Origin of the sequence: Xanthobacter pollutisoli (assembly GCF_040044995.1) — a bacterium.
Classification (GTDB): Bacteria; Pseudomonadota; Alphaproteobacteria; order Rhizobiales; family Xanthobacteraceae; genus Xanthobacter.
This window is the reverse complement of record NZ_JBDZDP010000001.1, coordinates 124,175-148,347: the sequence shown is the minus strand read 5'-3', so window position 1 is coordinate 148,347 and position 24,173 is coordinate 124,175. Positions and strand designations below refer to the sequence as shown.

Sequence of the window (24,173 nt, the reverse complement as noted above, 5' to 3'; positions counted from 1 at the left end):
GGGCTTCGGAAGGTTTGGCCCCGGGCGGCGACGCGAGAATGACGAGGCGACCCCATGGCATCGAAAGTGAAGGCACCGTTGGGCGCGGAAAAGGGCAAAAGCGCGATTGGCGCAAATAGAGGCAGGCCCGAAACTGAGGCGCCGCCGGCTGTCGCGGTCACCCCCGCGGATAAGCCGTCTGCCCGGCGCGCCAGGACCACCTCCAAGGCCGACACCCGGCCCGCCAAGGCGGCGCCGACGACATCCGCGAAGGCCGCCGCGAAGCCCACAGCGCCCGCGAGCCGCAAGACGACGGGCAAGGCCAACCAAGCGCAGGCGAATGGAGCAGGCGCCGCCGCGGTCCCGGTCGCCGCGGAGCGGGTGCGGGACGATCTCCCCGCCATCGCGCTGGACCTGCAGCCGGCGGAACTCGATCCGGCGAACCGCGCCTATTTCGACAAGTGCCTGGAGAAGATCGGCTTCGTGCCCAACGTGCTGCAGGCCTACAGTTTCGACATGGCGAAGCTCACCGCCTTCGCCGCCATGTACAACGATCTGATGCTGGCGCCCTCGGGCCTCTCCAAGCTGGAACGGGAGATGATCGCCGTCGTCGTCTCCAGCATCAACCGCTGCTATTACTGCCTCACGGCCCATGGCGCGGCGGTGCGCCAGCTTTCGGGCGATCCGATTCTTGGCGAGCAGATGGTGATGAACTATCGCGCCGCCCGCCTCGACCCGCGTCGCCGCGCCATGCTCGACTTCGCCGCCAAGCTCACGGAACGGCCGAACGAGATCGAGGAGGAGGACCGTGCCGCCCTCGCCGCCGTCGGCTTCTCGCCGCGCGACGTGTGGGACATCGGCGCGGTGGTGGGGTTCTTCAACATGTCGAACCGCATCGCCTCGGCCACCGACATGCGGCCTAACGAGGCTTATCACGCCCAGGCGCGAACCCCGAAGACCTGAACCGGGTTCGCCTCAGGCCGGTCCAAGATATATCTCAGTGGATATATCTTTTGGCAAGGACGAGCCGATGCTGGGTGGAGCACTGCGTCGAGTTGGGCGTCGGGACGGGGGAGGGCAGCGCGTGCGGATTGCGAACGGGCGGCATGGTCGCTGGAAGAAGCACGCGCCCGCCTGACGGCGCCGGACGTGGCGCCGGTGGACGGGGATGCCACCCTTGCCCTTCCGCTCACCACCGCCGTGGCGCTCCGCCTCACAGCGGGAGACGCCGTGGACCTGCCCCATCCTCCCACCCGCCCCGGTGGGGCGGCGCAGGCGGCGTTCCTGCGCCTTGTGGTGCCGGAGCCCCAAGGCGTGTGGCAGATCACGGTCGCGGCACCCGCCTGGATCGATGTGTTCGTGGTGGGGAATGCCCTTGCGCCGCTCGCTTTCTCCGGCGTTTGCGCCTGTCCTGGCGTGCGCAAGAGTCTGAGGTTCCGCCTTCCGGCGGGCGGGGTCGTGCTGGAAATCTCCCACGCCTCACGCGATCGCCTCGCCCTTGTTATCGAGCGCGTCGCGCGTTGAGCCGGCCGGCGCCGTCTCAACCTCCCGACGAACATGATGGAAATGCCGCACGGAACCCGTGTGGACGGCACAGAAGAACGGTAAGATCGAGCTAGACATCTGTCGGTGACACGGTCTATTGACGCGGCCACGGCGCGGCATGCTAGCTTGCGCCGCAAGATCAAGCGCACCGCCAAAGGTGCCTATCCTGAGGACATCGGCTGAAGCGCCATTCAGGCGTCGTGCGGCCGGGAACAGCGAGGGCGCCATACGATCATGGACACTGTCTCAGACGTGCCCTACATCGTTGAAGCATCGGGTCTTACCAAGGAATTCAAAGGATTCGCTGCGGTCAAGAACGTTGACCTCAAGATCCGGCGGCACACCATTCATGCTCTGATCGGGCCGAATGGTGCGGGAAAGACCACCTGCTTCAATCTCATCACCAAGTTTCTCGAGCCCACGCGCGGCACTATCCGCCTCAACGGGCGCGATATCACGCGCACGCCGCCCGCCGACGTGGCGCGGCTCGGCATGGTGCGCTCGTTCCAGATCTCGGCGACCTTCCCCCACCTGACGGTGCTGGAGAACGTGCGCATCGCGCTGCAGCGCCCGATCGGCAATTCCTTCCATTTCTGGCAGTCGGAGAAGAGCCTCGACGCGCTCAACGACCGCGCCATGGAGCTGATCGCCGACGTGGACCTCACCCAGTACGCCGGCAATCTGGCGGTGGAGCTGCCCTACGGCCGCAAGCGCGCGCTGGAGATCGCCACCACCCTCGCCCTCGAGCCGGAAATGCTGCTGCTGGACGAGCCGACCTCCGGCATGGGCCGCGAGGACATCGCCCGCACCGCCGATCTCATCCGGCGCGTGTCGGCGAACCGCACCATCCTGATGGTGGAACACAATCTTTCCGTGGTGGCCAACCTCTCCGACCGGATCACCGTGCTGGCGCGCGGCGAGATCCTCACCGAGGGGCCCTATGCGGAAGTCTCGAAGAACCCGCAGGTGATCGAGGCATATATGGGCACCGGTGGAGCGCATTGAGATGGCCGCGAACGGAACGCCGCTGCTTTCGGTGAAGGACCTGCACGGCCACTATGGCGAGAGCCATGTGCTGCACGGCATGACCTTCGACGTGCACCCCGGCGAGGTGGTGACGCTGCTCGGCCGCAACGGCGCCGGCAAGACCACCACCATGCGCGCCATCATGGGCCTGCTGCGCAAGCGCACCGGCTCCATCACCTATCAGGGCACCGAGACGGTCGGTCTGGCGCCAAACAAGATCGCCCGCCTCGGCATCGCCATCTGCCCCGAGGAGCGCGGTATCTTCGCCTCGCTCTCCGTTCGCGAAAACCTCCTGCTTCCGCCGGTGGTTCTGCCGGGCGGGCTGACCGTGGACGAGGTGCACGAGCTGTTCCCGCGCTTGGAGGAGCGTCGCAACAGCCAGGGCACCAAGCTCTCGGGCGGCGAGCAGCAGATGCTGGCCATCGCCCGCATCCTGCGCACCGGTGCCAAGCTGCTGCTGCTGGACGAACCGTCCGAAGGCCTTGCGCCGGTGATCGTCCAGCACATCGGCGAGATCATCCGGAACCTCAAGAAGAAGGGGTTTACGGTTCTCCTGGTGGAGCAGAATTTCCACTTCGCCTCCACCGTCGCCGACCGCCACTACGTGGTGGAGCACGGCCGCGTGGTGGACATGGTGGAAAATGACAAGATCGCGGAAAACGCGGCTCGTCTCGAAGCGTTCCTCGGCGTCTGAGGCCGGGTTCCTGACAGAGAATGCCGGCGGATCAGCCGGAGGGAGGACATATCATGCGTCTTGCAGCCATTTTCCTGGCCGCCAGCAGCCTCATCGGCGCCGGCGCCGCTCACGCCCAGGTGCCGGTCAAGATCGGCGTGCTCAATGACCAGTCGAGCCTGTATGCCGATCTCGGCGGCCAGGGCTCCGTGTGGGCCGCCAAGAAGGCGGTCGAGGATTTCGGCGCCGCCGCCAAGGGCCTGAAGGTGGACGTGATCTTCGCCGACCACCAGAACAAGGCCGACGTGGGCACCTCGGTTGCCCGCCAGTGGTATGACGTGGACGGCGTGGACGTGATCGTCGACACCCCCAATTCCGGCGTCGCCCTCGCGGTGAACACCGTGACCAAGGAAAAGAACAAGGTCTTCATCAATTCCGGCGCGGCCACCTCCGACCTCACCGGCAAAGCCTGCACGCCGAACACCGTCCACTGGACCTACGACACCTGGGCGCTCGCCAACGGCACCGGCAAGGCCATCGTGAAGACCGGCGGCGATACCTGGTTCTTCCTGACCGCCGACTACGCCTTCGGCCATGCGCTCGAGCGCGACACCTCCGAGGTGGTGAAGACCAACGGCGGCAAGGTGGTGGGCCAGGTCCGCGTGCCGCTCAACAACGCCGACTTCTCTTCCTTCCTGCTGCAGGCGCAGTCCTCCAAGGCCAAGATCATCGGCCTTGCCAACGCCGGCGGCGACACGATCAACTCCATCAAGCAGGCGTCGGAATACGGCATCGTGGACGGCGGCCAGAAGCTTGCCGGCCTGCTGATCTTCCTCACCGACATCCACTCGCTCGGCCTGAAGGTGTCGCAGGGCCTGAACCTGACCTCCGCCTGGTACTGGGACCAGACCGACGCCAACCGCAAGTTCGCCGACGCCTTCGCGGCGGCCAACGGCGGCAAGCGCCCGACCATGGTGCAGGCCGGCGTCTATTCCGGCGTCACCCATTATCTGAAGGCGGTGGAAGCCCTGAAGTCGGCCAAGGACGGCGCCGCCGTGGTGGCCAAGATGAAGGAAATCCCCACCGACGACCCGCTGTTCGGCAAGGGCGAGGTGCGGGCCGACGGCCGCCACATCCACCCCATGTACCTGTTCGAGGTGAAGAAGCCGTCGGAGTCCAAGGGCCCCTACGACTACTACACCCTCAAGGCCACCATCCCGGCCAACGAGGCGTTCCGCCCCATCGGCGAGGGGGACTGCCCCCTCGTGAAGAAGGGCTGATCCTTCATTGCGGGCGGGTCGGTCTTCAGGGCCGGCCCGCTTCCTCCTGACGAGACGGATCTTCGATGTTCGAGCTTCTCGGCATTCCACCGCAGGCCCTGTTCGGGCAGTTGCTTCTGGGCCTGATCAACGGCGCTTTCTACGCCATGCTGAGCCTCGGGCTCGCGGTGATCTTCGGCCTTCTGAACGTCATCAACTTCACCCACGGCGCCCAGTACATGATGGGCGCCTTTGGGGCGTGGATGCTGCTGAACTACGCCGGCATCCCCTTCTGGGGCGCGCTGGTGCTGTCGCCCATCATCGTCGCCATCATCGGCATGGCGATCGAGAGGACGCTGCTCAAACGATTGTACCATCTCGACCATCTGTACGGCCTGCTGCTCACATTCGGTCTTGCCCTCATCATCGAAGGGCTGTTCCGCCGGCAGTACGGCTCCTCGGGCCTGCCCTACAACAATCCCCTGCCGGGCGGCACCAACCTCGGCTTCATGTTCCTGCCCAACTACCGCGCCTTCGTGGTGGTCGCCTCCCTCGTGGTCTGCCTCGCCACCTGGTTCGTCATCGAGCGCACCAAGCTCGGCTCCTATCTGCGCGCCGCCACCGAGCGGCCGGACCTGGTGCAGGCCTTCGGCATCGACGTGCCACGCATGATCACGCTCACCTACGGCTTCGGTGTCGGCCTTGCCGCGCTCGCCGGCGTGCTGGCTGCCCCGGCCTATCAGGTCAGCCCCACCATGGGCTCCAACCTCATCATCGTGGTGTTCGCGGTGGTGGTGATCGGCGGCATGGGCTCCATCATGGGGGCGATCCTCACCGGCTTCGGCCTCGGCGTCATCGAGGGCCTCACCAAGGTGTTCTATCCCGAGGCCTCGTCCACCGTCATTTTCGTCATCATGGCCCTGGTGCTCATGGTGAAGCCCGCCGGCCTGTTCGGCACCGCGAAGTGAGGCCGCAGCGATGAGCACCACGACCCATCCCGCCGCCGCGCCCGCCGCAGCCGGAGCCGGCACCGCCAGCGTCATGATCTTCGGCGTCGTCGCCTTGGCGGTGCTGCTGGTGGCGCCGTTCGGCGTCTATCCCGTGTTCCTGATGAAGGTGATGTGCTTCGCGCTGTTCGCGTGCGCCTTCAATCTGCTGCTCGGCTACACCGGCCTTTTGTCCTTCGGCCACGCCATGTTCTTCGGCGGCTCGGCCTATATCTGCGCCCACACCATCAAGGTACTGGGCTTCACGCCCGAGGTGGGCATCCTCGCCGGCGTGGTCTTCGCCGCGCTGCTCGGCCTCCTCTCCGGCCTGCTGGCGATCAAGCGGCAGGGCATCTACTTCGCCATGGTGACGCTGGCGCTGGCGCAGATGTTCTTCTTCTTCTGCCTCCAGGCGAAGTTCACCGGCGGCGAGGACGGTCTGCAGGCGGTGCCCCGGCGCCCGCTGTTCGGCGTCATCGACATCAGCCAGGACATCCACCTGTATTATCTGGTGCTGGCGATCTTCGTGTTCGGCTTCCTCGTCATCTACCGCACCATCTATTCGCCCTTCGGGCAGGTGCTGAAGGCGATCCGCGAGAACGAGCCGCGCGCCATCTCGCTGGGCTACCGGGTCAACCAATACAAGCTGCTGGCCTTCGTGCTCTCGGCTGCGCTCGCTGGCCTTGCCGGCTCCACCAAGGTGCTGGTGTTCCAGCTGGCGTCTCTCACCGACGTGGCCTGGCAGATGTCGGGCGAGGTGGTGCTGATGACGCTGGTGGGTGGCATGGGCACGATCCTCGGCCCGGTGGTCGGCGCGGCGGTGATCGTCACCATGCAGAACTATCTGGCCGGCCTCGGCGAGTGGGTGCTGGTGATCCAGGGCGTGATCTTCGTGCTCGCCGTCTCCCTCTTCCGCCGCGGCTTCGTCGGCGAGATCATCGCCATCGTCCAGCAGATGAAGGCGAAGAAGGCCAACAGCTGAGCCGCGCTTGCGGCCTGCGTTTTCCCGTCAGCCGAATGGCCTGACGGGCCTGAGATCCTCCCACCCCGCGGGCGCTGGTCGGCCGCGGGGTTTTTCATGGGGCAAGGCCGCTGGGGCAAGACGGCTGAGGCCAGAGCGGCTGGGTGCAAGGCCATCGATGTCCGCGTTCTCGATCGCCGGGTCCGGGCGCGCAGCGTCCCTTAGCGCTGGCGGATTGCGTCTAGGCCGATCACGGTCAGCCCCGCCGCCAGTCCCCAGAGCGGCGCCCCAAGGCCCAGCGCGCTGATGCCCGACGCGGTGGTGGCGAAGGCGACCACGGCGGCCACCCGATCGCGGTCCTGCGCCACCGCCGCCGTCAGCGCCCCCGCCAGGGGAGAGATCAACGCCAGCCCGGCGACGGAGGCGATCAGCGCCGGCGGCAAGGCGGCGAAGACCGCCACCAGGGAGGTGCCGGCCGCCGCCAGCAGCAGGTACATCACCGCATAGGGCATACCGGTCTTCCAGCGCTCGGCGGGGTCCGGATGGGTGTCGGGGCCCGTGCACAAGGCGGCGGTGATGGCGGCGGCGTTGGTGGTGTGGGTGCAGAAGGGGGCGCTCACCACGGATGCGATACCGGTGGCGGCGAGGATAGAGCGCACCGGCGGCGCATAGCCCGACGCCCGCAGCACGGCGATGCCGGGCAGGTTCTGCGACGCCATGGTGACGAGGAAAAGCGGCACGCCGAGCCCCAGCATGACCTGGGTATCGAAGCTCGGCATGACGAAGGCCAGCGCCGACAGCTCCGGCGCCGGCATGGCGCCAACCCGCCCGAGGGCAAGAGCGTCGATGGTGCCCGCGGCGAGGGCGGCGGGAACCGCCCATTTTGGCGCCAGCAGGCGCATGGCGAAATAGGCGACGATCACCGGCAGCGCCACCGCGGGGCTCGCCACCGCGTGCTCCGCCAGCGCCGTCACGAAGTGGAACAGCACGCCCGCCAGCATCGCCGCCGCCACCGCGACGGGAATGCGCGCCACCAGCGCCCCGAGCGGTTTCACCGCCGCACAGGCCACGACGAGCAGGCCGGCGACGATGAAGGCGCCGACCGCCCGGTCCATGCCGATGCCGGCGCCGAAACCCGCGATCAGTGCCGCCCCGGACGTGGACCATGCGGTGACGATGGGCATGCGGTGGCGGATCGACAGGAAGGCGCTGGTCGCAGCCACCGCGAGGCAACTGGCGGCAACCCAGGACGAGGCCTCCGCCGGGCTCGCGCCCACCGCCGTGGCGGCGGCCAGCACCACGGCCAGCGTTCCACCAAAGCCGATCAGCGATGCCATGACGGCCGAGATTACGACGGACACCGGCACCGCTTGCTCCTTCACGCCGTCGAGGCGTGCTCGTCACCGCACCATGGCGGCGCCCATGGGGACGCGCGCCGGCCACTCCGGTTCGACCGGATCGCGTCAGATCAGGGGGATTGGGCGGCCAGGACCGGGGCAAGGGCGGCCAAAGCCTGCCGCCGCGCCACGAGGCCGAGGGGCTCGGGCGACGCCACGTCGAGGGCGGTGAAGCGCACGAACACCGCCGTCCGCCCGTCCTTCTTGGCGAACCCGACGAACCAGCCGAACGGCCGGGAGCGGTCCAGGACGCCGTCGGCGAGGCGGGTGAAGCCGGAGCCGGTCTTGCCGAACACCAGCCAGCCGGCGGGCTGGGCATCAATAGCCATGATCTTCATGGTCTCGTGCACGGCTTCGGCCGAGACCGGCAACTCGCCCTTCAGCATGCGCCGCAGGAAGTCGATCTGCTCGCGCGGCGAGATCACGAGCGAGGAGGAGAGCCAGAAGCGCGCCCCCGGCTCGCTCTCGCCTTTCACCCCGCCCATGTTCTCGTTGCCGTAGGCGAAGCCCTTCAGGTAGCGCGCCATCCGTTCGCGGCCGAGGTCGCGGGCGAGAAGCTCCGAATACCACACGACGGAATTCTGCATCCAGGAGCGCGGGGTCTGCGGGCCGCGCGTCTCGGGCCGCTCCAGGTCCGCGCCATCCGGCGGGTTGAGCACCGGCTGGCTTTCGCTTTTCAGGAGGCCGGCATCGTATCCCATCAGGGCGAGCACCACCTTGAAGGTGGAGTTCGGCGGATGGCGTGCCGCGCACAGCCCCTGCTTGGCGAGCACCCGGCCGCTGTCGAGGTCGGTGACGACGAGGCAGTCCTCCGCCGCCCGCGTGGGGGTCGCGGCGAGCCCAGCCACGGCCAACCCAGCCAAAGCGACGACGCATGCGGACCGCAGCCGCGCGGACATCCCCATCAGGAGGCCTTGGCCGGCTTGTCCACAAGGCGCGGCGCGTAGGTGTGCTCCTTCGCGGGGAAGGTGCGGGCCCGCACCTCCTCGGCATAGGTCGCCACGGCCTTCTCGATGTCAGGACCGAGATTGGCGTACTTCTTGACGAACTTCGGCACCCGGTCGCCGAGACCCAGCATGTCTTCCAGCACCAGGATCTGGCCGTCGCAGGCCGGCGAGCCGCCGATGCCGATGGTGGGGCAGGACACCTCTTCGGTGATGCGCCGGGCGAGGGGCTCGGCAATGGCTTCCAGCACGATGGAGAAGGCACCGGCCTCCGCCACCGCGCGGGCGTCGTCGAGGATGATGGAGGCCTCGGCATCGTCGCGGCCGCGGGCCTTGAAGGAGCCCAGGGTATTGATCGCCTGCGGGGTGAGGCCGACATGCCCCATCACCGGCACGCCGCGATCCACCAGGAAGCGCACGGTCTCGGCCATGCGGCGGCCGCCCTCGAGCTTGACCGCGCCGGCGCCGGTCTCCTTCAGGATCCGGGCGGCGGTGTGGAAGGCCTCGGTGGGGCTCGCCTCGTAGCTGCCGAAGGGCAGGTCCACCACGATGAGCGCCCGCTTCGTGCCGCGCACCACGGCACGGCCGTGCACGATCATCATCTCCACCGTCACGGGAACGGTGGTCTCCAGCCCGTGCATCACCATGCCGAGGCTGTCGCCCACGAGGATCACGTCCACGTGGCGGTCGAGCAGGCGCGCGGTGTGGGCATGGTAGGAGGTAAGCGACACGATGGGATCGCCCCCCTTGCGCGCCTGGATTTCCGGCGCCGTCACGCGGCGGGCCTCGGCCTGAATGGACATGGCGTTTCCTCACTCTGCCGGGGCGATCCGCCGCCGAAGCGACGGTGCCCGTTGTCGATCTCAATTCGCCAGCACCCTCCCGAGGGCGCTCACATCACCGGCACGCCGACGACGTAGGGATGGAATAGGTAGGCGAGCGCAGCATAGAGCACCAGTCCCCCGCCCACCGCGAGCGCGTCGCCGGCCCAGTTGGCGGGTGCCACCGGCAAGGGGACGGCGCGCCGCTTCACCGATATGCGGTCGTAGACCGCCCATGCGAGCACGGCGCCGAAGAGCACGATGGAGGCTATGTCGCCGTTGGCGAGCAGGTGCGCCACCGCCCAGGTCTTCACACCCACCAGCATGGGATGCTTGAGCCAGGCCTTGATATGGCTCGGCACGTAGGCGGCGACGATGGCGATGCAGGCAAACAGCATCAGCAGCAGGGTGAAATGGCGCAGCGCCACCGGCGGATCCCAGACCACGGTGGGGCCCGACGCCCGCCACAGGGCGAAGCCATAGGCGGTAAGCAGCAGACCGCTGGCGGCCAGCAGGGAATAGAAGCCCTTGTAGGGGCCTTCCCCCAATTGGGCGATGAGTGACGCCCGCAGGCCCCGCAAGCTCGTCACCACATGGATGCCGAGGAAGACCACAAGGCCGAACAGCATCATCACCATGGATTGATCTCCGCTAGGGGCGAGCCGTCCGCGAGCCCCAAGGCCCGCGGTCCCAACAGGGGCGCCGCCGGCGGGACATTAGTGGGGCGGAAGGCGGATTGGAACGGGTCCAGGTGCGGATGGGGCGGCGCTTGCGTGCGAGCGGCACCGTGGCAGTATGATTTCCGGTGGGGAAACAAGGATGAACGCCATGCCACAGGCGTCGATCGCGCGGCCGGCGGTGCCGGCCAGGCCGGGGTCCGTATCCGCGTCTTCGCGTCCCGAGGGTGGCGGCCGAGGCGTAATGCGCATCCGCGCTCTCGCGGCCCTGCGAGCCCTGGTCGTCGTCGGTGCAGCCGCGCTTTTCGGTGCCGGCGAGGCGGAAGCTGCGGCGGTGGTGGCGCGGATCGACTTGTCGGCGCAGAACATGACCGTGTCGGTCAACGGCATGCCGCACTATTCCTGGCCGATCTCCACCGCCCGGCGCGGCTACGTCACCCCGACGGGGACCTATCGGCCCCAGCGCATGTACCGCACCTATTATTCGCGCAAGTACGACAACTCCCCCATGCCATATTCCATCTTCTTCCGGGGCGGTTATGCCATCCACGGCAGCTACGCGGTGCGCCAGCTGGGCTCGCCGGCCTCCCACGGGTGCATCCGTCTCCATCCTTCCAATGCGGCGGCGTTGTATTCCCTGGTGCAGGCCTATGGGTCCGGCAACACGCTGATCGTCATCACCCGCTGAGCCGCCGCCCGGCGACGCAGGGCACCCATGCAGCGAATGCTTCGCAACAGGTCTTCTATTCGTCGTTCACTCATGGTATCGGCCACTGCCAACTCGTAGCGGGGTGCCAAGCCGTTCCGGCGCCTCACCCCGTTCCGGCCCCGATCCAGCGGTCTGCCTTCCGCGCCGCCACAAGGAGTTGGCCATGACGACCCCCAATGGGACCGCGCCCCAGACCGCCGATGCCGCCGCCGGCCGCTCGCCCTTCCGCGAGGCGCTGACCTTCGACGACGTGCTGCTTCAGCCCGGCGCCTCGGAGGTGATGCCCGGAGATGTCGAGGTGGCCACCCGGCTCACCAAGACGATCTCCCTCAACCTGCCCATCCTCTCCGCGGCCATGGACACCGTCACCGAATCGCGTCTCGCCATCGCCATGGCGCAGGCGGGCGGCATCGGCGTGATCCACCGCAACCTCTCGCCGGAGATGCAGGCGGAGCACGTGCGGCAGGTGAAGAAGTTCGAATCGGGGATGGTGGTGAATCCTGTCACCATCCATCCCGACGAGACCCTGGCCGACGCGCTGACGCTGATGAAGCGCTATTCCATCTCCGGCATCCCGGTGGTGGAGCGGGGCACCGGCGGCATCGCCGGCCGCCTCGTGGGCATCCTCACCAACCGTGATGTTCGCTTCGCCCGCAACCCCGGTCAGCGTGTCGCCGAGCTGATGACCAAGGATCGGCTCATCACCGTGCGCGAGGGCCAGGTGAACCAGGAGGAAGCCAAGCGCCTCCTGCATCAGTACCGCATCGAGAAGCTGCTGGTGGTGGACGAGAACGAGCGCTGCGTCGGCCTCATCACCGTCAAGGACATCGAGAAGGCGGTCGCCTATCCCCACGCGGCGAAGGATGAGCAGGGGCGCCTCAGGGTCGCCGCCGCGACGACCGTGGGCGAGGACGGCTTCGAGCGCACCGAGCGCCTCATCGACGCGGGAGTGGACCTTGTGGTGGTGGACACCGCCCACGGCCATTCCAAGAAGGTGCTGGACCAGGTCAGCCGCATCAAGCGCCTGTCCAACAAGACCCAGATCCTCGCCGGCAACGTCGCCACCGCCGAGGGCACTCGCGCCCTCATCGATGCGGGCGCCGATGCGGTGAAGGTCGGCATCGGCCCCGGCTCAATCTGCACCACCCGCATCGTCGCCGGTGTGGGCGTGCCGCAGCTGACCGCCGTGATGGATGCGGTGGAGGCGGCCTACTCCACGGGAACCCCGGTGGTGGCCGACGGCGGCATCAAATATTCCGGCGACCTCGCCAAGGCGCTGGCTGCGGGCGCGTCCGCCGCCATGGTGGGCTCCCTGCTCGCCGGAACGGACGAGAGCCCGGGCGAGGTCTTCCTCTACCAGGGCCGGTCCTACAAGTCGTACCGCGGCATGGGCTCGGTGGGCGCCATGGCGCGCGGCTCCGCCGACCGCTATTTCCAGGCCGAGGTGCGCGACACGCTGAAGCTCGTGCCGGAAGGCATCGAGGGGCAGGTGGCCTACAAGGGACCGGTCGGCGCCGTGCTCCACCAGCTCGCCGGCGGCCTGCGCGCCGCCATGGGCTATGTGGGCGGGCGCACGCTGGAGGAGTTCCGCGAGCGGGCGCGCTTCGTGCGCATCTCGTCCGCGGGCCTGCGGGAGAGCCACGTGCACGACGTGGTCATCACCCGCGAGAGCCCCAATTACCCCACCAGCGTCTGACGGTTTCCGACGACCGTGCGCGCTGGAATCGCAGCGCGCACGGCTTGTTAACAATCGGTAACAAAACGGGACTTCCCCAAGGAAATACCGTTAAGTAGCTTCGTCTTCGAGGGCGGCACAATGGTAAAGGTCAGGCGCGCTGAGCGCTGCCCCATTGCCGTGCCTTGGAGCCGCCGCTGCCATGTTCGCAATCACGCCCCGTGTCCACTTCGCCGTCGTCGGAGTGCAGAAGGCAGGCACGACAGCGCTTTTTCATTTCCTCTCCCAGCACCCGAAGATCGCCGTTCCTGATGTGAAGGAACTGCACTTCTTCGACGATGAAAGCCGGTGCTGGCGCCGGCCCGACTATCGGGATTATCTGCGCCGCTTTCCCAAGCATCGCGGCCGCATCCTCGGCGAGGCGACGCCCTCGTACATCTGGTGGCCGCAGGCGCTGGAGCGACTCCACGCCTACAATCCCGACGTCAAGGTGATCGCCGTTTTTCGGGACCCGGTCGAGCGCGCCCATGCGCACTGGCGCATGAGTCGCGCCTTGGGCAATGACGACCTGGATTTCTCCACCGCCATCCGCGCCGGCCGTCGCCGCCTTGACGGGATTGCGGCGATGGATGCCCGCCGGCGGTACTTTTCCTACGTGGAGCGCGGCTTCTATGGCGCGCAGGTTGAGCGGCTGCTCGGCATTTTTCCGCGCGAGCAGGTTCTGATGCTGCGCCAGGACGATCTCGCCAACGCGCACCACGCCACCCTCGGTCGGGTTTTCGATTTCCTCGGTGTGGAGCGCGTGCCGGTACAGCCGGGCCGCATTTTCGAAGGCAAGCCCGCGGCACCCGTGAGCGATGCCGATGCGATCTACCTCGCCGAAACCTACGCCGAGGACCTCGCAACCTTCACCCGGCACAGCCGGCTCGACGCCTCGTGCTGGACGGCGGCCGGAGCCATAGCCTCCGCCGGCAACACCGCCGCCGCACTGGCGAATTGATCGCGCCATCGGAACGAGAAGACGCCGCGGCCTCAGCTGCGGCGGTGCTCCTTGGGCGGGGTCACGTCAATCATGCCGGTTTCATCAGGCACGCCGCCATAAGGCGCGCCACCGGTCGGCCGGCCGGTGCGCAGGTCGAAAACCCGAACCGAGAACGGGCTGTTGCGCATGCCGGGCGCCTTGCCGGTAACGAGGGCATAGACCCCGCCGCCGATGACCAAAGCGGTGATGACGATGCCGGCCACCAGAATCAGGCCGCCGACAAGGGTGAAGAGCGCAAGGCCCACGAGACCCGCCACCACGAGGCCGGCGAGGCCGCCAAAAAGGTTCACGAGCTGTTTCATGGCTGAAAGAGTGACGGCAAATTCAGGCGGACTTGCGACGACCACCCCCGCAGGTCAATCAGCGCCTGCTGTGGGCCGCTCGACCGACGCCTAAAGCTGATCTCCATCACAGGCCTCGGCGGACGCGCCCAGGCTCAGTCATAGTGCTCCATCGCCGGCTCGCGACCGACCAGGCGGGCGAGCTGGCGCAGGCGGTTCTGCACCCGCTCGTTGGCGAGCGCCACCAGCGCCCGCGGCACCGCGAGCACGAGCTGGTCGCCGCGCACCGTTAGGGGCATGCGCGGCAGGATCGACGGCATGCCGGCGGACAGGATGTAGGCGACCCGCATGGCCGCCCCGAGAATGCGCGCACGGTCCAGCATGCCCGTGGTCACGAGCTCCAGGATGCGCGTGTCGCTCTCGTCGGCGCCGAGTCCGGCGTGCCGGAAATAGACCGACAGGGCGACATAGGCGCGGCCGGGGTGGTCGATGCCGGCGAACGCCGCATGGGCGATCATGTTGAGGCTCTGCTCGCCCCGATAGTCCGGGTGGGCACGCCAGCCCACATCGGCCAACAGGCACGCCGCCCGGCGCAGGCGCCGTTCGTCCTCGGCCTCTTCCAGCACCGGGGCGGAGGCGAAGAAGCCGTCGGTCCAGGCCACCAGTTCCTCGCCGTGGCGGGGCGCGCGCGAGCGCAGGACGTTCAGCTCGGCCGCGGCCAGCAGGAGCGGGTCACCGCTCTTTTCGGCCTCGGGCAGAAGCGAGTAGAGCAGCCCCTCGCGCACGCCGAGGGCCGAGATCACCACCTCGGACGGACGGCCTTGCCGCACGATGTTCTCGAGCACCAGCGCGCCATAGGCGAGGAGCGGCCGTCGGGCGTCGGAGATTACGTCGATATGGGCGAGCGCCTCCGTGTCGGCGCGGTGCACGATGCGGGTGAAGTCGAGCGCTTCGCGGGCCGGAATGACGTAGCCGTGCATCACGTGCAGCGGGTAGCCCTTGGTGAACATGTGCAGCCGCGCCAGCGCCCGCCAGGTGCCGCCCACCGCGTAGAAGGTGCGCCCGGCGAGCCCGTCCAGCACCGAGGCTTCGGGAATGGTGTCGCGGACGATCTTCTCCGCCTTGCGGGTGGAGCGCGAGGAGCGGTCCTGCAGGGCAAGGCCGCCGAGGGGCAGGGTGACACCGGTCCCGACGCTGGCGCCCTTCACGTCCACCAGTTCGAGGGAGCCGCCGCCGAGGTCGCCGACGATGCCGTCCGGCGCGTGCACGCCGGCTACGATGCCGGCGGCGGCAAGCTCCGCCTCGCGCTTGCCGGTGAGCAGCTCGATGGAGGTTCCGCAGATGGCCTCGCACTCGGCGATGAAGGCCGGGCCGTTCTCCGCGTCGCGCGCTGCGGCGGTGGCGAGGGCGTGCACCTCGCCCACCTCCATGGCGTCGCACAGGGCGCGGAAGCGGCGCAGCGCGGTGAAGGCGCGGTCCACCGCGTCCTGCGCCAGCCGACCGGTGGACAGAACCTCGCGGCCGAGCCCGCACAGTGCCTTCTCGTTGAAGATGGGGGTGAGCGCGCGGCTCAGGCCCTCATAGACCACGAGGCGGACCGAGTTGGACCCGATGTCGATGACTGCGACCGGTGCGCCGTGAATCAGCCGGCCGGGCGCGCGATGCAGCTCCTCGCCCGTCTCAACGGCGGACGAAGAGGCTGCGCGGCGAAGAATCTTTGAGAGACTTTCCACGGCCGGACAAGCTCGGATTGGTCATGAAATATTGATGGGCGTTGAACGGCTCCTCGCCCGGGGCCGGGACTATGCGTTCCGAGGAGCCATCCGGCAACACGCGCCAGCTCTGCTGGTTGTCGATGAGGTTCGCAACCATGATCTGGTCGAGCACCTGCTCGTGCACCGTGGGGTTGGTGATGGGGCACAGGGTTTCGACGCGGCGGTCGAGGTTGCGCGGCATCAAATCGGCGGACGAGATGTAGACGATGGCGCTCGGGCTCGGCAGGCCGTGCCCGCCACCGAAGCAGTAGATACGCGAGTGCTCCAGGAAGCGCCCGACGATGGACTTGACCCGGATGTTCTCCGAAAGGCCGGGGATGCCGGGCCGCAGGCAGCAGATGCCGCGGATGACGCAATCCACCTGCACGCCGGCGTTGCTGGCCTCGTAGAGCGCGTCGATGATCTCGGGGTCCACCAGCGAGTTGCACTTCAGCCAGATGGCGGCGGGCCGGCCGGAACGGGCGAACTCGATCTCGTCGGCGATGTGGCCGAGGAGACGCGGCTTGAGGCCGGTGGGCGACACCGCCATGGCGTCGAGCTCGCCGGGGGTCGCATAGCCGGTGATGAAGTTGAAGATGCGGGCCACGTCCTGGGCGATCACCGGATCGGCGGTGAAGAAGCTGAGGTCGGTGTAGATGCGCGCGGTGATGGGATGGTAGTTGCCGGTGCCCACATGGACGTAGGTGGCGAGCGAGGTCCCCTCCCGCCGCACCGCCATGGACAATTTGCCGTGGGTCTTCAGCTCGATGAAGCCGAACACCACCTGCACGCCGGCGCGTTCCAGGTCGCGTGCCCAGCGGATGTTGGCCTCCTCGTCGAAGCGGGCCTTGAGCTCCACCAGCGCGGTGACCGACTTGCCGGCCTCCGCGGCCTCGGCCAGCGCCTTCACGATGGGGCTGTCGGAGGAGGTGCGGTAGAGGGTCTGCTTGATGGCGACGACGTTGGGATCGCGGGCGGCCTGGCGCAGAAACTGAACCACCACGTCAAAGGATTCATAAGGGTGGTGAACCAGTATGTCCTTCTCGCGAATAGCGAGAAAGCAGTCTCCGCCGTGGTCGCGGATGCGTTCGGGAAATCGCGCGTTGTAGGACTGAAACTTGAGGTCCGGCCGGTCCACCGAGACCAGCTGCGAGAATTCGTTGAGGGCCAGCACGCCGCCGACCACGAAGATCTCGTCGTCGTTCACGCCCAGCTCGCGGGCGACGAAGTTGCGCAGTTCGTCCGGCATGGCGGCGTCCGCCTCCATGCGGATCACCTCCCCATAGCGGCGCTGCTTCAGCGCGGTCTCGAACAGGCGGACGAGGTCTTCCGCCTCCTCCTCGATTTCCAGATCGCTGTCGCGGATCACCCGGAACACGCCTTGGCCCTTCACCGCATAGCCGGGGAAGAGGCGGGAGATGAACAGGCCGATCATCTGCTCGAGCGTGATGAACCGCAGGGCGCCCGTGCCGAGGTCGGGCAGGCGGATGAAGCGTTCCACCTTGGCTGGGATGCGGATGAGCGCGTTCATCCCTCGGCCGTCCGACTGGCGCACCAGCTGGAGCGCGAGGGAGAAGCCCAGGTTGGGGATGAAGGGGAAGGGGTGCGCCGGGTCGATGGCGAGCGGGGTCAGGACCGGGAAGACGTAGTTGAGGAAGTGCCGCTCCAGCAGCGCCAGGTCGTCGCCGGAGGCGTCCGCCCCGTCCACCAGGACGATGCCCACGCCGGCAAGGTCGCGCCTCAGCTCCAGCCACCGGGCCTGCTGGTCGGAAATGAGCTGGGCCGCGGTGGTAAGGATGGTGGCAAGCTGTTCGCTGGGGGTCAGTCCGTCGGGGCTCGGCGTCTGCACGCCCTCGCGGATCTGCTCTTTCAGGCCGGCGACTCGGACCATGAAGAATTCGTCGAGGTTGTTGGCCGAGATGGAGAGGAAGCGCAGTTGCTCCAGCAGCGGGTGGTTGCGGTTCTCCGCCTCTTCCAGCACGCGCCGGTTGAAGTGCAGCCAGGAAATCTCGCGATTGATGAAGCGCTGCGGCGACTGCGCCAGAGCCTCCGCCACCCCGGCGACGCTGTCGTCCTCGGCCAGAGCTGCAGCCTCATTCATACCCATGATGCTCGGTCCCCCGCGCTTTTCGGCCGGACCATGGCCGCGTTAGATGACTACTCTATGACGCACGTCTGGGACGCAGGCGGGCGTTGTTTTTCAGCGCAGCGGGCATTGTCCGGACGCTCAATCTTCCTCGTCCTGGCTTGCCAGAGCCGGCTGTTCCTTGAGCACCTGCGCCGCCAGCGACCGCGTCACCGGTCGCCTTGCCGCCAAGGCCGCCTGGTCGAGGGCGTCGACCACGCGCTTGGCACCGGCCACCGAGCGCTGCATGCGCAGAAGCAGATATTGCACCGTTGGCTCGTCCACGGCGAGCTGCCGGTCGGCGAACAGCTTCACCAGCACGGCCGCAAGCAAGGCATCCCCAGCCGGGTCGATCTCGAACACCGGGACCGCCCGCAGGCGGGACGCGAGGTCCGCGGTGGCGAGGGCGAAGCCGGAGGGGGCGGTGCGTGCAGTCATCAGCAGATAGGCCTGCTGTTCGCGGGCGAGGTTCAGCAGGTGGAAGAGGGCGGCCTCGCTGAAGGTGCCGGCCGCAAGGTCCTCCAGCACCAGCGCGCCGGTGGAGAGCGCCTCCGGCACCCCCTCGCGCTCCAGCGCGCGGGCAGGGAGGGTGCGGGCACCGGAGCGCTCGGCGAAAATGGCGGCGAGGTGGCTCTTGCCCGCGCCCTCGGGGCCGACGAGGCAGACCACCCGGGCCGGCCAGTCAGGGAAGGCGTCGATGAGGGCGAGGGCGGCGGCGTTGCCGGGGGCTGCGAGGAAGTCCTCGCGGCGCAGCGCCGGCTGGTTCGGCAGATCGAGCGGCAGCTGGCGCGGGGGAGCGGCCATGGGTCAGCGGCTCTCCGGCGGTGACACTGTGTCGTCCGGCGGCCCCTGGTAGAGCGAGGACTGGAGATAGCGGGCAATGGCGAACCGCACCAGCACGCCCGCGACCGCCGTCAGCGGCACAGCCAGCAGCAGACCGACGAAGCCGAACAGATAGCCGAAAGCGAACAGGGCGAACATCAGCCACACCGGATGGACGCCGATGCTGTCGCCCACCAGCTTGGGCGACAGCACGTAGCCCTCGATGGTCTGGCCGGCGACGAAGATGGCGAGGACCGTTCCGATCATGCCCCAGTCCGGGAAGAACTGAACGATGGCGACGCCCATGGCCAGCACGAAGCCGGTCAGCGAGCCCACGTAGGGGATGAAGGTGATGACCCCGGAGACGATGCCGATAAGCAGGCCGAAATTAAGCCCCGCCATGGTGAGCGCCACGGCATAAAAGGTGCCCAGCAGCAGGCACACCATGGCCTGGCCGCGCACGAAGCCGGCGACGGCGGCGTCCATCGCCCGGGCAAGGCCGCGCACCACCGGCCGGTGCGGCACCGGCACCAGACTGTCCACGAAGGCGACCATGCTGTTCCAGTCGCACAGGATGTAGAAGACCACCACCGGCGTCACGACCAGCAGGGCGAACAGAGAGATCAGCGCCTGCCCGCCGGACCAGACCGACGACAGGAGGCCGAGGACGTGGCTGACGCCCTGGGTCATGAGGTCCGAAATGGAGCGCTGCATGTCCGGCAGTCGATCGCCGACGATCCCGCTCAGCCATTCCCGGTTTTCCTCCGTGAGGAGGCCCTGCAGGCGGGTGACGTAGGACGGCAGGCGCTGGATGAACTCGAACAGCTGGGACGACAGGATCGGCAAGGCGAGCAGGAAGAACAGCATCACCAGCAAAAGCATGATGCCGACCACCACCAGCGCCGACAGGGTGCGGGCGACGCCCAGGCGCTCGAGCCGCGCGACCACCGGATTGAGGAAGTAGGCGAGCACGATGCCGGCGACGAAGGGCAGAAGGATGCCGCCCAGCAGCCAGAGCACGACCGCTGTCAGCAGCAGCGCGCCCACCCAGAAGCGCGCCTGAATGCGCACGGTCGCGCCCTCGCTTTCGGAATGCAGTGGCACGGGCATGCGCGGAAGGCGCCCGAACGCCGTGTTGCGCCGGGGCTGGGGCGGTCCCTCGCTCCGCAGTTCGGAGAGGGGGGTACGGTCGCCGTCCATCGCCGTTCACCCTTCAGCCGGAGGCCCGATGGGGCCGATCGCCAGTCAGCTGCCCCTCAGCCTGCCATGTGGCGTGTCCATGCAGCGAGATAGGCAGCGGCGGAAAGGCACGTCAAGAGCCCCACCAGGACCAGCCCCACATCGAACAGCCCCGGCATGGCCAGTCCGAATCCTGCGCTGGCGAGCACGAAGGCGGCAAAGGAGATCTGCGCAGCGGTGTTCACCTTGGACACCAGCAGCGGGCTGATGGCCACCGGCTTGGCCATGGTGAGCGAGAGCACCACGGCGCCGACGATCATCACGTCGCGCGACACCACGGCGATGGCGACCCAGCGGGGGATCAGCTCAACCACCGCCAAAGTCACATAGATGGAGACGAGGAGCGCCTTGTCGGCCACCGGATCGAGATAGGAGCCGAGCTCCGTCTGCATGTGGAAGCGCTTGGCGACGAAGCCGTCCAGCGCGTCCGAGACGCCGGCGGCGAGGAACAGCCAGAAGGCCAGCAGCGGCTCTCCGGCGGTGATGGACCACACCACGGCGGGCACCAGGAAGATGCGCAGCAGGGTGATGATGTTCGGCAGGCTCACGGCTCTTCCGCCACCCCAAGGGACCTGAAGCGATCGGACGGCAAGGCGCCTCTTCGCCCCGCCGGTCCGGCAAGGTCAGCCGCTGATGCGCTCGATCTCGGCGCCGCAGCGCGAGAGCTTGTCCTCAAGCTTCTCGAAACCGCGATCGAGGTGATAGACGCGCTGCACCATGGTCTCGCCCTCGGCGGCGAGGCCAGCGATGACGAGGGACACGGAGGCGCGCAGGTCGGTCGCCATCACTGGGGCGCCGGTGAGACGCTCCACGCCCTCCACTGTGGCGGTGTCGCCGTCGAGGTGGATGCGGGCGCCGAGCCGGGCCAGCTCCTGCACGTGCATGAAGCGATTCTCGAAGATGGTCTCGGTGATGCGCGAGCGGCCCTTGGCCTTTGTCATCAGGGCCATCAGCTGGGCCTGGAGGTCGGTGGGGAAGCCCGGATAGGGCGCGGTGGAGACCTCCACGGGGAGGATGCCGGCGCCGTTGCGGCGCACGCGGATGCCCTCGTTGGTGCAGTCGATCTCCGCGCCGGCGTGGCGCAGGGTCTCCAGCGCATCCTCCAGCAGGTCGGGCCGGGCGCCGGCGAGCATCACGTCGCCGCCGGTCATCGCGGTGGCCATGGCATAGGTGCCGGTCTCGATGCGATCGGGCAGCACCGCGTGGCGGGCGGCCCGCAGCCGCGGCACGCCTTCCACCTGGATTGTGGGTGTGCCGGCGCCCTCGATGCGGGCACCCATCTTGATGAGGCAGTCGGCGAGGTCGACGATTTCCGGCTCGCAGGCGGCGTTCTCGATGATGCTCTCGCCGCGGGCGAGGCTGGCGGCCATCAGCGCTGTGTGGGTGGCGCCGACCGACACCTTCGGGAAGACGATGCGGGCGCCGGTGAGGCCGTTGGGGGCGCGGGCGAGGACGTAGCCGGCGTCGATTTCGATGTCCGCGCCGAGGGCGCGCAGCGCATCGAGGTGGAAATCCACCGGCCGGGTGCCGATGGCGCAGCCGCCGGGGAGCGACACCTTGGCCACGCCCATGCGGGCCAGCAGCGGGCCAAGCACCCAGAAGGAGGCGCGCATCTTCGACACCAGATCGTAGGGGGCGATGGTGTCGACGATGACCCGGGCGTCGATCTCCAGCGTCTGGCCGGCGTAGGGGTCGTCGCCGTTGCGCTTGCCGTTGGTGGTGATGTCGACGCCGTGGTTGCCGAGGATGCGCTGGAGCAGCGCCACGTCGGCGAGGCGGGGGACATTCTCGAGGATCAGCTTTTCCTCGGTGAGGAGGCTGGAGATCATCAGCGGGAGGGCCGCGTTCTTCGCACCGGAGATGGGAATGGTGCCCTTAAGCTCGTTTCCGCCAACGATGCGAATCTTGTCCATGCCGTCCTGTCCCTCCCGACGGCAGGCCTCCCCCCAGAGCCAGCCGAAAGCGGATGTAAGGGAAAAGCTCTAGCCCGGCTCGTCCTTCGGCACAATCTCCGGTTCCCCGCCCCGAGGGGCGTCGTCCCCGCCGATTGCAGGATTTCCACCGGAAGGCGCTCCGCCGGTGCCGGCGGGGGTATCGGGAGGCGCGCGCCGGGCGCGCGCCTGCGCCTTCCGGCGGGCGAGATTGGCCCTCAGGGCGGCGGCGAGGCGCTCGGATTTCTCGTTGTCAGCCGACATAGGATCTCTCCCCATCGGGGTAGCGCTGGCGGGCCCCGCGTGCAAGGGTGCGGGTCGGGTGCGTGCAAGGCGGGAAGCTCTCGCGCGCGAGGAGTGGCGCCTTCGCTGGCCTTGCCGCAGGGAGTGTGCTAACGAGCCGCATTGCTGGGCCGGGCGCGGGCGCATTCAAAGGCCCCATCGCCCGCGCGCGGCGCGAGGGGCGGGCGGGCCGGATTCGCGTCTCCTTCGCGATCGAGGGGGACTGGGCACGGCGGAAAAAAGGCATTATGCCCTCCTCCAGCCGCCGAACGGCAACGGGATTATCCGAACAACCGAGGGTTCGATCTATGAGTGACATCGCCGAGCGGGTGAAGAAGATTGTCGCGGAGCATCTGGGGGTGGAACCCGAGAAGGTCACGGAGAGCGCCTCCTTCATCGACGATCTCGGCGCCGACAGCCTCGACACCGTGGAACTCGTGATGGCCTTCGAGGAGGCCTTCAACTGCGAGATCCCGGACGATGCCGCCGAGACCATCCTGACTGTGGGCGACGCGATCAAGTTCCTGGAAAAGAACGCGGCTTGATCCCAAGGCGTGTCCATCTGGCGGTCGCGCGGCGCCTTGCGCCCGCGGCCGTTGTTGCACCGGGCCGCGCGCGAGGCGCGCTGATCGCCCGCCTCCCGGAGTTTTTCCCATGAGACGTGTTGTCGTCACCGGCCTCGGCATGGTGACGCCGCTCGCCTGCGGCGTCGAGCCGACCTGGCGGCGGCTCATCGCCGGCGAAAGCGGCGTCAAGGCGATCAGCCATCTCGAGGTCGCCGACCTCGCCTGCAAGATCGCGGCGAACATTCCGCGCGGCGACGGGTCCGACGGCACCTTCAATGCCGACCAGTGGATGGAGCCCAAGGAGCAGCGCAAGGTCGACGAATTCATCGTCTTCGCCATGGCGGCCGCTACCCAGGCTCTCGACGACGCCGGCTGGCACCCCTCGGCCTATGAGGACCAGATTTCCACGGGCGTGCTCATCGGCTCCGGCATCGGCGGCATCGAGGGCATCGCCGAGGCGTCCCTGCTGCTCAAGGAGCGCGGGCCGCGGCGCATCTCGCCCTTCTTCATCCCCGGCCGCCTCATCAATCTCGCCGGCGGCTACGTCTCTATCCAGCATGGCCTCAAGGGGCCGAACCATGCGGTGGTCACGGCCTGCTCCACCGGCGCCCACGCCATCGGCGATGCCGGCCGCCTCATCGCCCTCGGCGATGCGGACGTGATGGTCGCGGGCGGCACCGAATCGCCCATCAACCGGCTGTCCATCGCGGGCTTTGCCGCCTGCAAGGCGCTCTGCACCGCCTTCAACGACGACCCCACCCGCGCCTCGCGCCCCTATGACAAGGACCGCGACGGCTTCGTCATGGGCGAGGGTGCTGGCGTGGTGGTGCTGGAGGAGCTGGAGCACGCCAAGGCCCGCGGCGCCAAGATCTATGCCGAGCTGGTCGGCTACGGCCTGTCGGGCGACGCGTTTCACATCACCGCCCCGTCCATGGACGGCGACGGCGCCTATCGCTGCATGTCGGCGGCGCTGAAGCGCGCGGGGATAACGGCGGACGACATCGACTACATCAACGCCCATGGCACCTCCACCATGGCCGACGAGATCGAGCTCAAGGCGGTGGAGCGGCTGTTGGGCAACGCCGCGGCCAAGACCGCCATGTCGTCGACCAAGTCCTCCATCGGCCATCTGCTCGGCGCCGCGGGCTCGGTTGAGGCGATCTTTTCCATCCTCGCCATCCGCGACCAGATCGCACCCGCGACGCTGAACCTCGACAATCCCTCGGTGGAGACGCCCATCGACCTCGTGCCGCTGACCCCCAAGCCGCGCAAGATCGACGCCGTTCTCTCCAACTCGTTTGGGTTCGGCGGCACCAACGCGTCGCTGATCTTCCGCCGCTTCGACGCCTGACGGGCCTGCCCCGCCCGGCCGGCTGCGAAGCCGGCCTGACGACGCAGGGTCAGATGCCGCCGTTGCGCCCGAATGTCCCTTTAGCAAGCCTTCCAAAGGTGGCTTACTGGCTTGCGTGCAGCGGTCGG

General features: G+C 68.0%; 23 protein-coding genes. 12 read left to right on the top strand and 11 right to left on the bottom strand.

The window, feature by feature from the left end; genetic code table 11:
* The first annotated feature begins 360 nt into the window (after nt 1-360).
* From ABLE93_RS00710 to ABLE93_RS00680, 7 genes are all read left to right on the top strand, one after another.
* The gene (locus ABLE93_RS00710; RefSeq protein WP_510182954.1) at nt 361-942 is read left to right on the top strand and encodes a peroxidase-related enzyme; all 582 of its coding nucleotides are present in this window, start codon (nt 361-363) and stop codon (nt 940-942) included.
* A 186-nt stretch (nt 943-1,128) separates the two neighbouring features.
* On the top strand, nt 1,129-1,503 hold the full coding sequence (locus ABLE93_RS00705; protein WP_348837172.1) for a hypothetical protein: 375 nt from the start codon (nt 1,129-1,131) through the stop codon (nt 1,501-1,503).
* A 255-nt stretch (nt 1,504-1,758) separates the two neighbouring features.
* Complete coding sequence (locus ABLE93_RS00700; protein WP_348837170.1) at nt 1,759-2,529, top strand: ABC transporter ATP-binding protein; 771 nt, start codon at nt 1,759-1,761, stop codon at nt 2,527-2,529.
* 1 nt (nt 2,530) lies between these two features.
* Nucleotides 2,531-3,244, top strand: coding sequence for an ABC transporter ATP-binding protein (locus tag ABLE93_RS00695; RefSeq protein WP_348837168.1), 714 nt, complete (start codon nt 2,531-2,533; stop codon nt 3,242-3,244).
* 53 nt (nt 3,245-3,297) lie between these two features.
* Entirely contained in the window at nt 3,298-4,503 is a 1,206-nt protein-coding gene (locus tag ABLE93_RS00690; RefSeq protein ID WP_348837167.1) for an ABC transporter substrate-binding protein, read from the top strand.
* A 65-nt stretch (nt 4,504-4,568) separates the two neighbouring features.
* Nucleotides 4,569-5,450: a branched-chain amino acid ABC transporter permease gene (locus tag ABLE93_RS00685; RefSeq protein ID WP_348837166.1), complete on the top strand. Its 882-nt coding sequence runs from the start codon at nt 4,569-4,571 to the stop codon at nt 5,448-5,450.
* A gap of 10 nt (nt 5,451-5,460) precedes the next feature.
* Nucleotides 5,461-6,450, top strand: coding sequence for a branched-chain amino acid ABC transporter permease (locus tag ABLE93_RS00680; protein ID WP_348837164.1), 990 nt, complete (start codon nt 5,461-5,463; stop codon nt 6,448-6,450).
* A 200-nt stretch (nt 6,451-6,650) separates the two neighbouring features.
* Here ABLE93_RS00680 and ABLE93_RS00675 read toward each other — a convergent pair whose 3' ends face one another.
* The 4 genes from ABLE93_RS00675 to ABLE93_RS00660 all read right to left on the bottom strand — a co-directional run bounded on the left by ABLE93_RS00675 (nt 6,651) and on the right by ABLE93_RS00660 (nt 10,229).
* A complete protein-coding gene (locus ABLE93_RS00675; protein WP_348837163.1) occupies nt 6,651-7,796 on the bottom strand; it encodes a benzoate/H(+) symporter BenE family transporter in 1,146 nt (381 codons plus the stop codon).
* A gap of 101 nt (nt 7,797-7,897) precedes the next feature.
* Nucleotides 7,898-8,674 carry a penicillin-binding transpeptidase domain-containing protein gene (locus tag ABLE93_RS00670; protein WP_348837161.1) on the bottom strand — a complete coding sequence of 259 codons (777 nt, stop codon included), beginning with the start codon at nt 8,672-8,674 and terminating at the stop codon, nt 7,898-7,900.
* 56 nt (nt 8,675-8,730) lie between these two features.
* Nucleotides 8,731-9,573, bottom strand: coding sequence for a 3-methyl-2-oxobutanoate hydroxymethyltransferase (gene panB / locus ABLE93_RS00665; RefSeq protein WP_348837159.1), 843 nt, complete (start codon nt 9,571-9,573; stop codon nt 8,731-8,733).
* Between the two features lie 89 nt (nt 9,574-9,662).
* Nucleotides 9,663-10,229 carry an NnrU family protein gene (locus ABLE93_RS00660; RefSeq protein ID WP_348837157.1) on the bottom strand — a complete coding sequence of 189 codons (567 nt, stop codon included), beginning with the start codon at nt 10,227-10,229 and terminating at the stop codon, nt 9,663-9,665.
* A gap of 283 nt (nt 10,230-10,512) precedes the next feature.
* Here ABLE93_RS00660 and ABLE93_RS00655 point away from each other — a divergent pair, with 283 nt between their 5' ends.
* The 3 genes from ABLE93_RS00655 to ABLE93_RS00645 all read left to right on the top strand — a co-directional run bounded on the left by ABLE93_RS00655 (nt 10,513) and on the right by ABLE93_RS00645 (nt 13,652).
* On the top strand, nt 10,513-10,956 hold the full coding sequence (locus ABLE93_RS00655) for a L,D-transpeptidase (RefSeq protein ID WP_348837155.1): 444 nt from the start codon (nt 10,513-10,515) through the stop codon (nt 10,954-10,956).
* A gap of 184 nt (nt 10,957-11,140) precedes the next feature.
* Nucleotides 11,141-12,673 carry an IMP dehydrogenase gene (gene guaB / locus ABLE93_RS00650; protein WP_348837153.1) on the top strand — a complete coding sequence of 511 codons (1,533 nt, stop codon included), beginning with the start codon at nt 11,141-11,143 and terminating at the stop codon, nt 12,671-12,673.
* 181 nt (nt 12,674-12,854) lie between these two features.
* Complete coding sequence (locus ABLE93_RS00645) at nt 12,855-13,652, top strand: sulfotransferase family protein (RefSeq protein ID WP_348837152.1); 798 nt, start codon at nt 12,855-12,857, stop codon at nt 13,650-13,652.
* Nucleotides 13,653-13,684: 32 nt separating this feature from the next.
* Here ABLE93_RS00645 and ABLE93_RS00640 read toward each other — a convergent pair whose 3' ends face one another.
* The 7 genes from ABLE93_RS00640 to murA all read right to left on the bottom strand — a co-directional run bounded on the left by ABLE93_RS00640 (nt 13,685) and on the right by murA (nt 21,828).
* Nucleotides 13,685-13,984 (bottom strand): hypothetical protein, encoded by a 300-nt coding sequence (locus ABLE93_RS00640; protein WP_348837151.1) that lies wholly within the window; start codon nt 13,982-13,984, stop codon nt 13,685-13,687.
* 146 nt (nt 13,985-14,130) lie between these two features.
* Complete coding sequence (gene ppx / locus ABLE93_RS00635) at nt 14,131-15,642, bottom strand: exopolyphosphatase (protein ID WP_348838437.1); 1,512 nt, start codon at nt 15,640-15,642, stop codon at nt 14,131-14,133.
* A gap of 13 nt (nt 15,643-15,655) precedes the next feature.
* Entirely contained in the window at nt 15,656-17,830 is a 2,175-nt protein-coding gene (locus tag ABLE93_RS00630) for an RNA degradosome polyphosphate kinase (protein WP_348838436.1), read from the bottom strand.
* A gap of 126 nt (nt 17,831-17,956) precedes the next feature.
* Nucleotides 17,957-18,658, bottom strand: a complete 702-nt coding sequence (locus ABLE93_RS00625; RefSeq protein WP_348837150.1) for an HdaA/DnaA family protein — start codon at nt 18,656-18,658, stop codon at nt 17,957-17,959.
* A 3-nt stretch (nt 18,659-18,661) separates the two neighbouring features.
* Nucleotides 18,662-19,876 carry an AI-2E family transporter gene (locus ABLE93_RS00620; protein ID WP_348837149.1) on the bottom strand — a complete coding sequence of 405 codons (1,215 nt, stop codon included), beginning with the start codon at nt 19,874-19,876 and terminating at the stop codon, nt 18,662-18,664.
* A gap of 56 nt (nt 19,877-19,932) precedes the next feature.
* Nucleotides 19,933-20,463, bottom strand: coding sequence for a CDP-alcohol phosphatidyltransferase family protein (locus ABLE93_RS00615; protein ID WP_348837148.1), 531 nt, complete (start codon nt 20,461-20,463; stop codon nt 19,933-19,935).
* A gap of 75 nt (nt 20,464-20,538) precedes the next feature.
* Nucleotides 20,539-21,828 (bottom strand): UDP-N-acetylglucosamine 1-carboxyvinyltransferase, encoded by a 1,290-nt coding sequence (gene murA, locus ABLE93_RS00610; protein ID WP_348837147.1) that lies wholly within the window; start codon nt 21,826-21,828, stop codon nt 20,539-20,541.
* Between the two features lie 608 nt (nt 21,829-22,436).
* On the opposite strand from murA, the gene ABLE93_RS00605 reads away from it, so the two are divergent.
* Both ABLE93_RS00605 and fabF read left to right on the top strand, forming a co-directional pair.
* Entirely contained in the window at nt 22,437-22,673 is a 237-nt protein-coding gene (locus tag ABLE93_RS00605; RefSeq protein ID WP_012115109.1) for an acyl carrier protein, read from the top strand.
* Between the two features lie 109 nt (nt 22,674-22,782).
* Nucleotides 22,783-24,045: a beta-ketoacyl-ACP synthase II gene (fabF, locus tag ABLE93_RS00600; protein WP_348837144.1), complete on the top strand. Its 1,263-nt coding sequence runs from the start codon at nt 22,783-22,785 to the stop codon at nt 24,043-24,045.
* Nucleotides 24,046-24,173 lie beyond the last annotated feature (128 nt).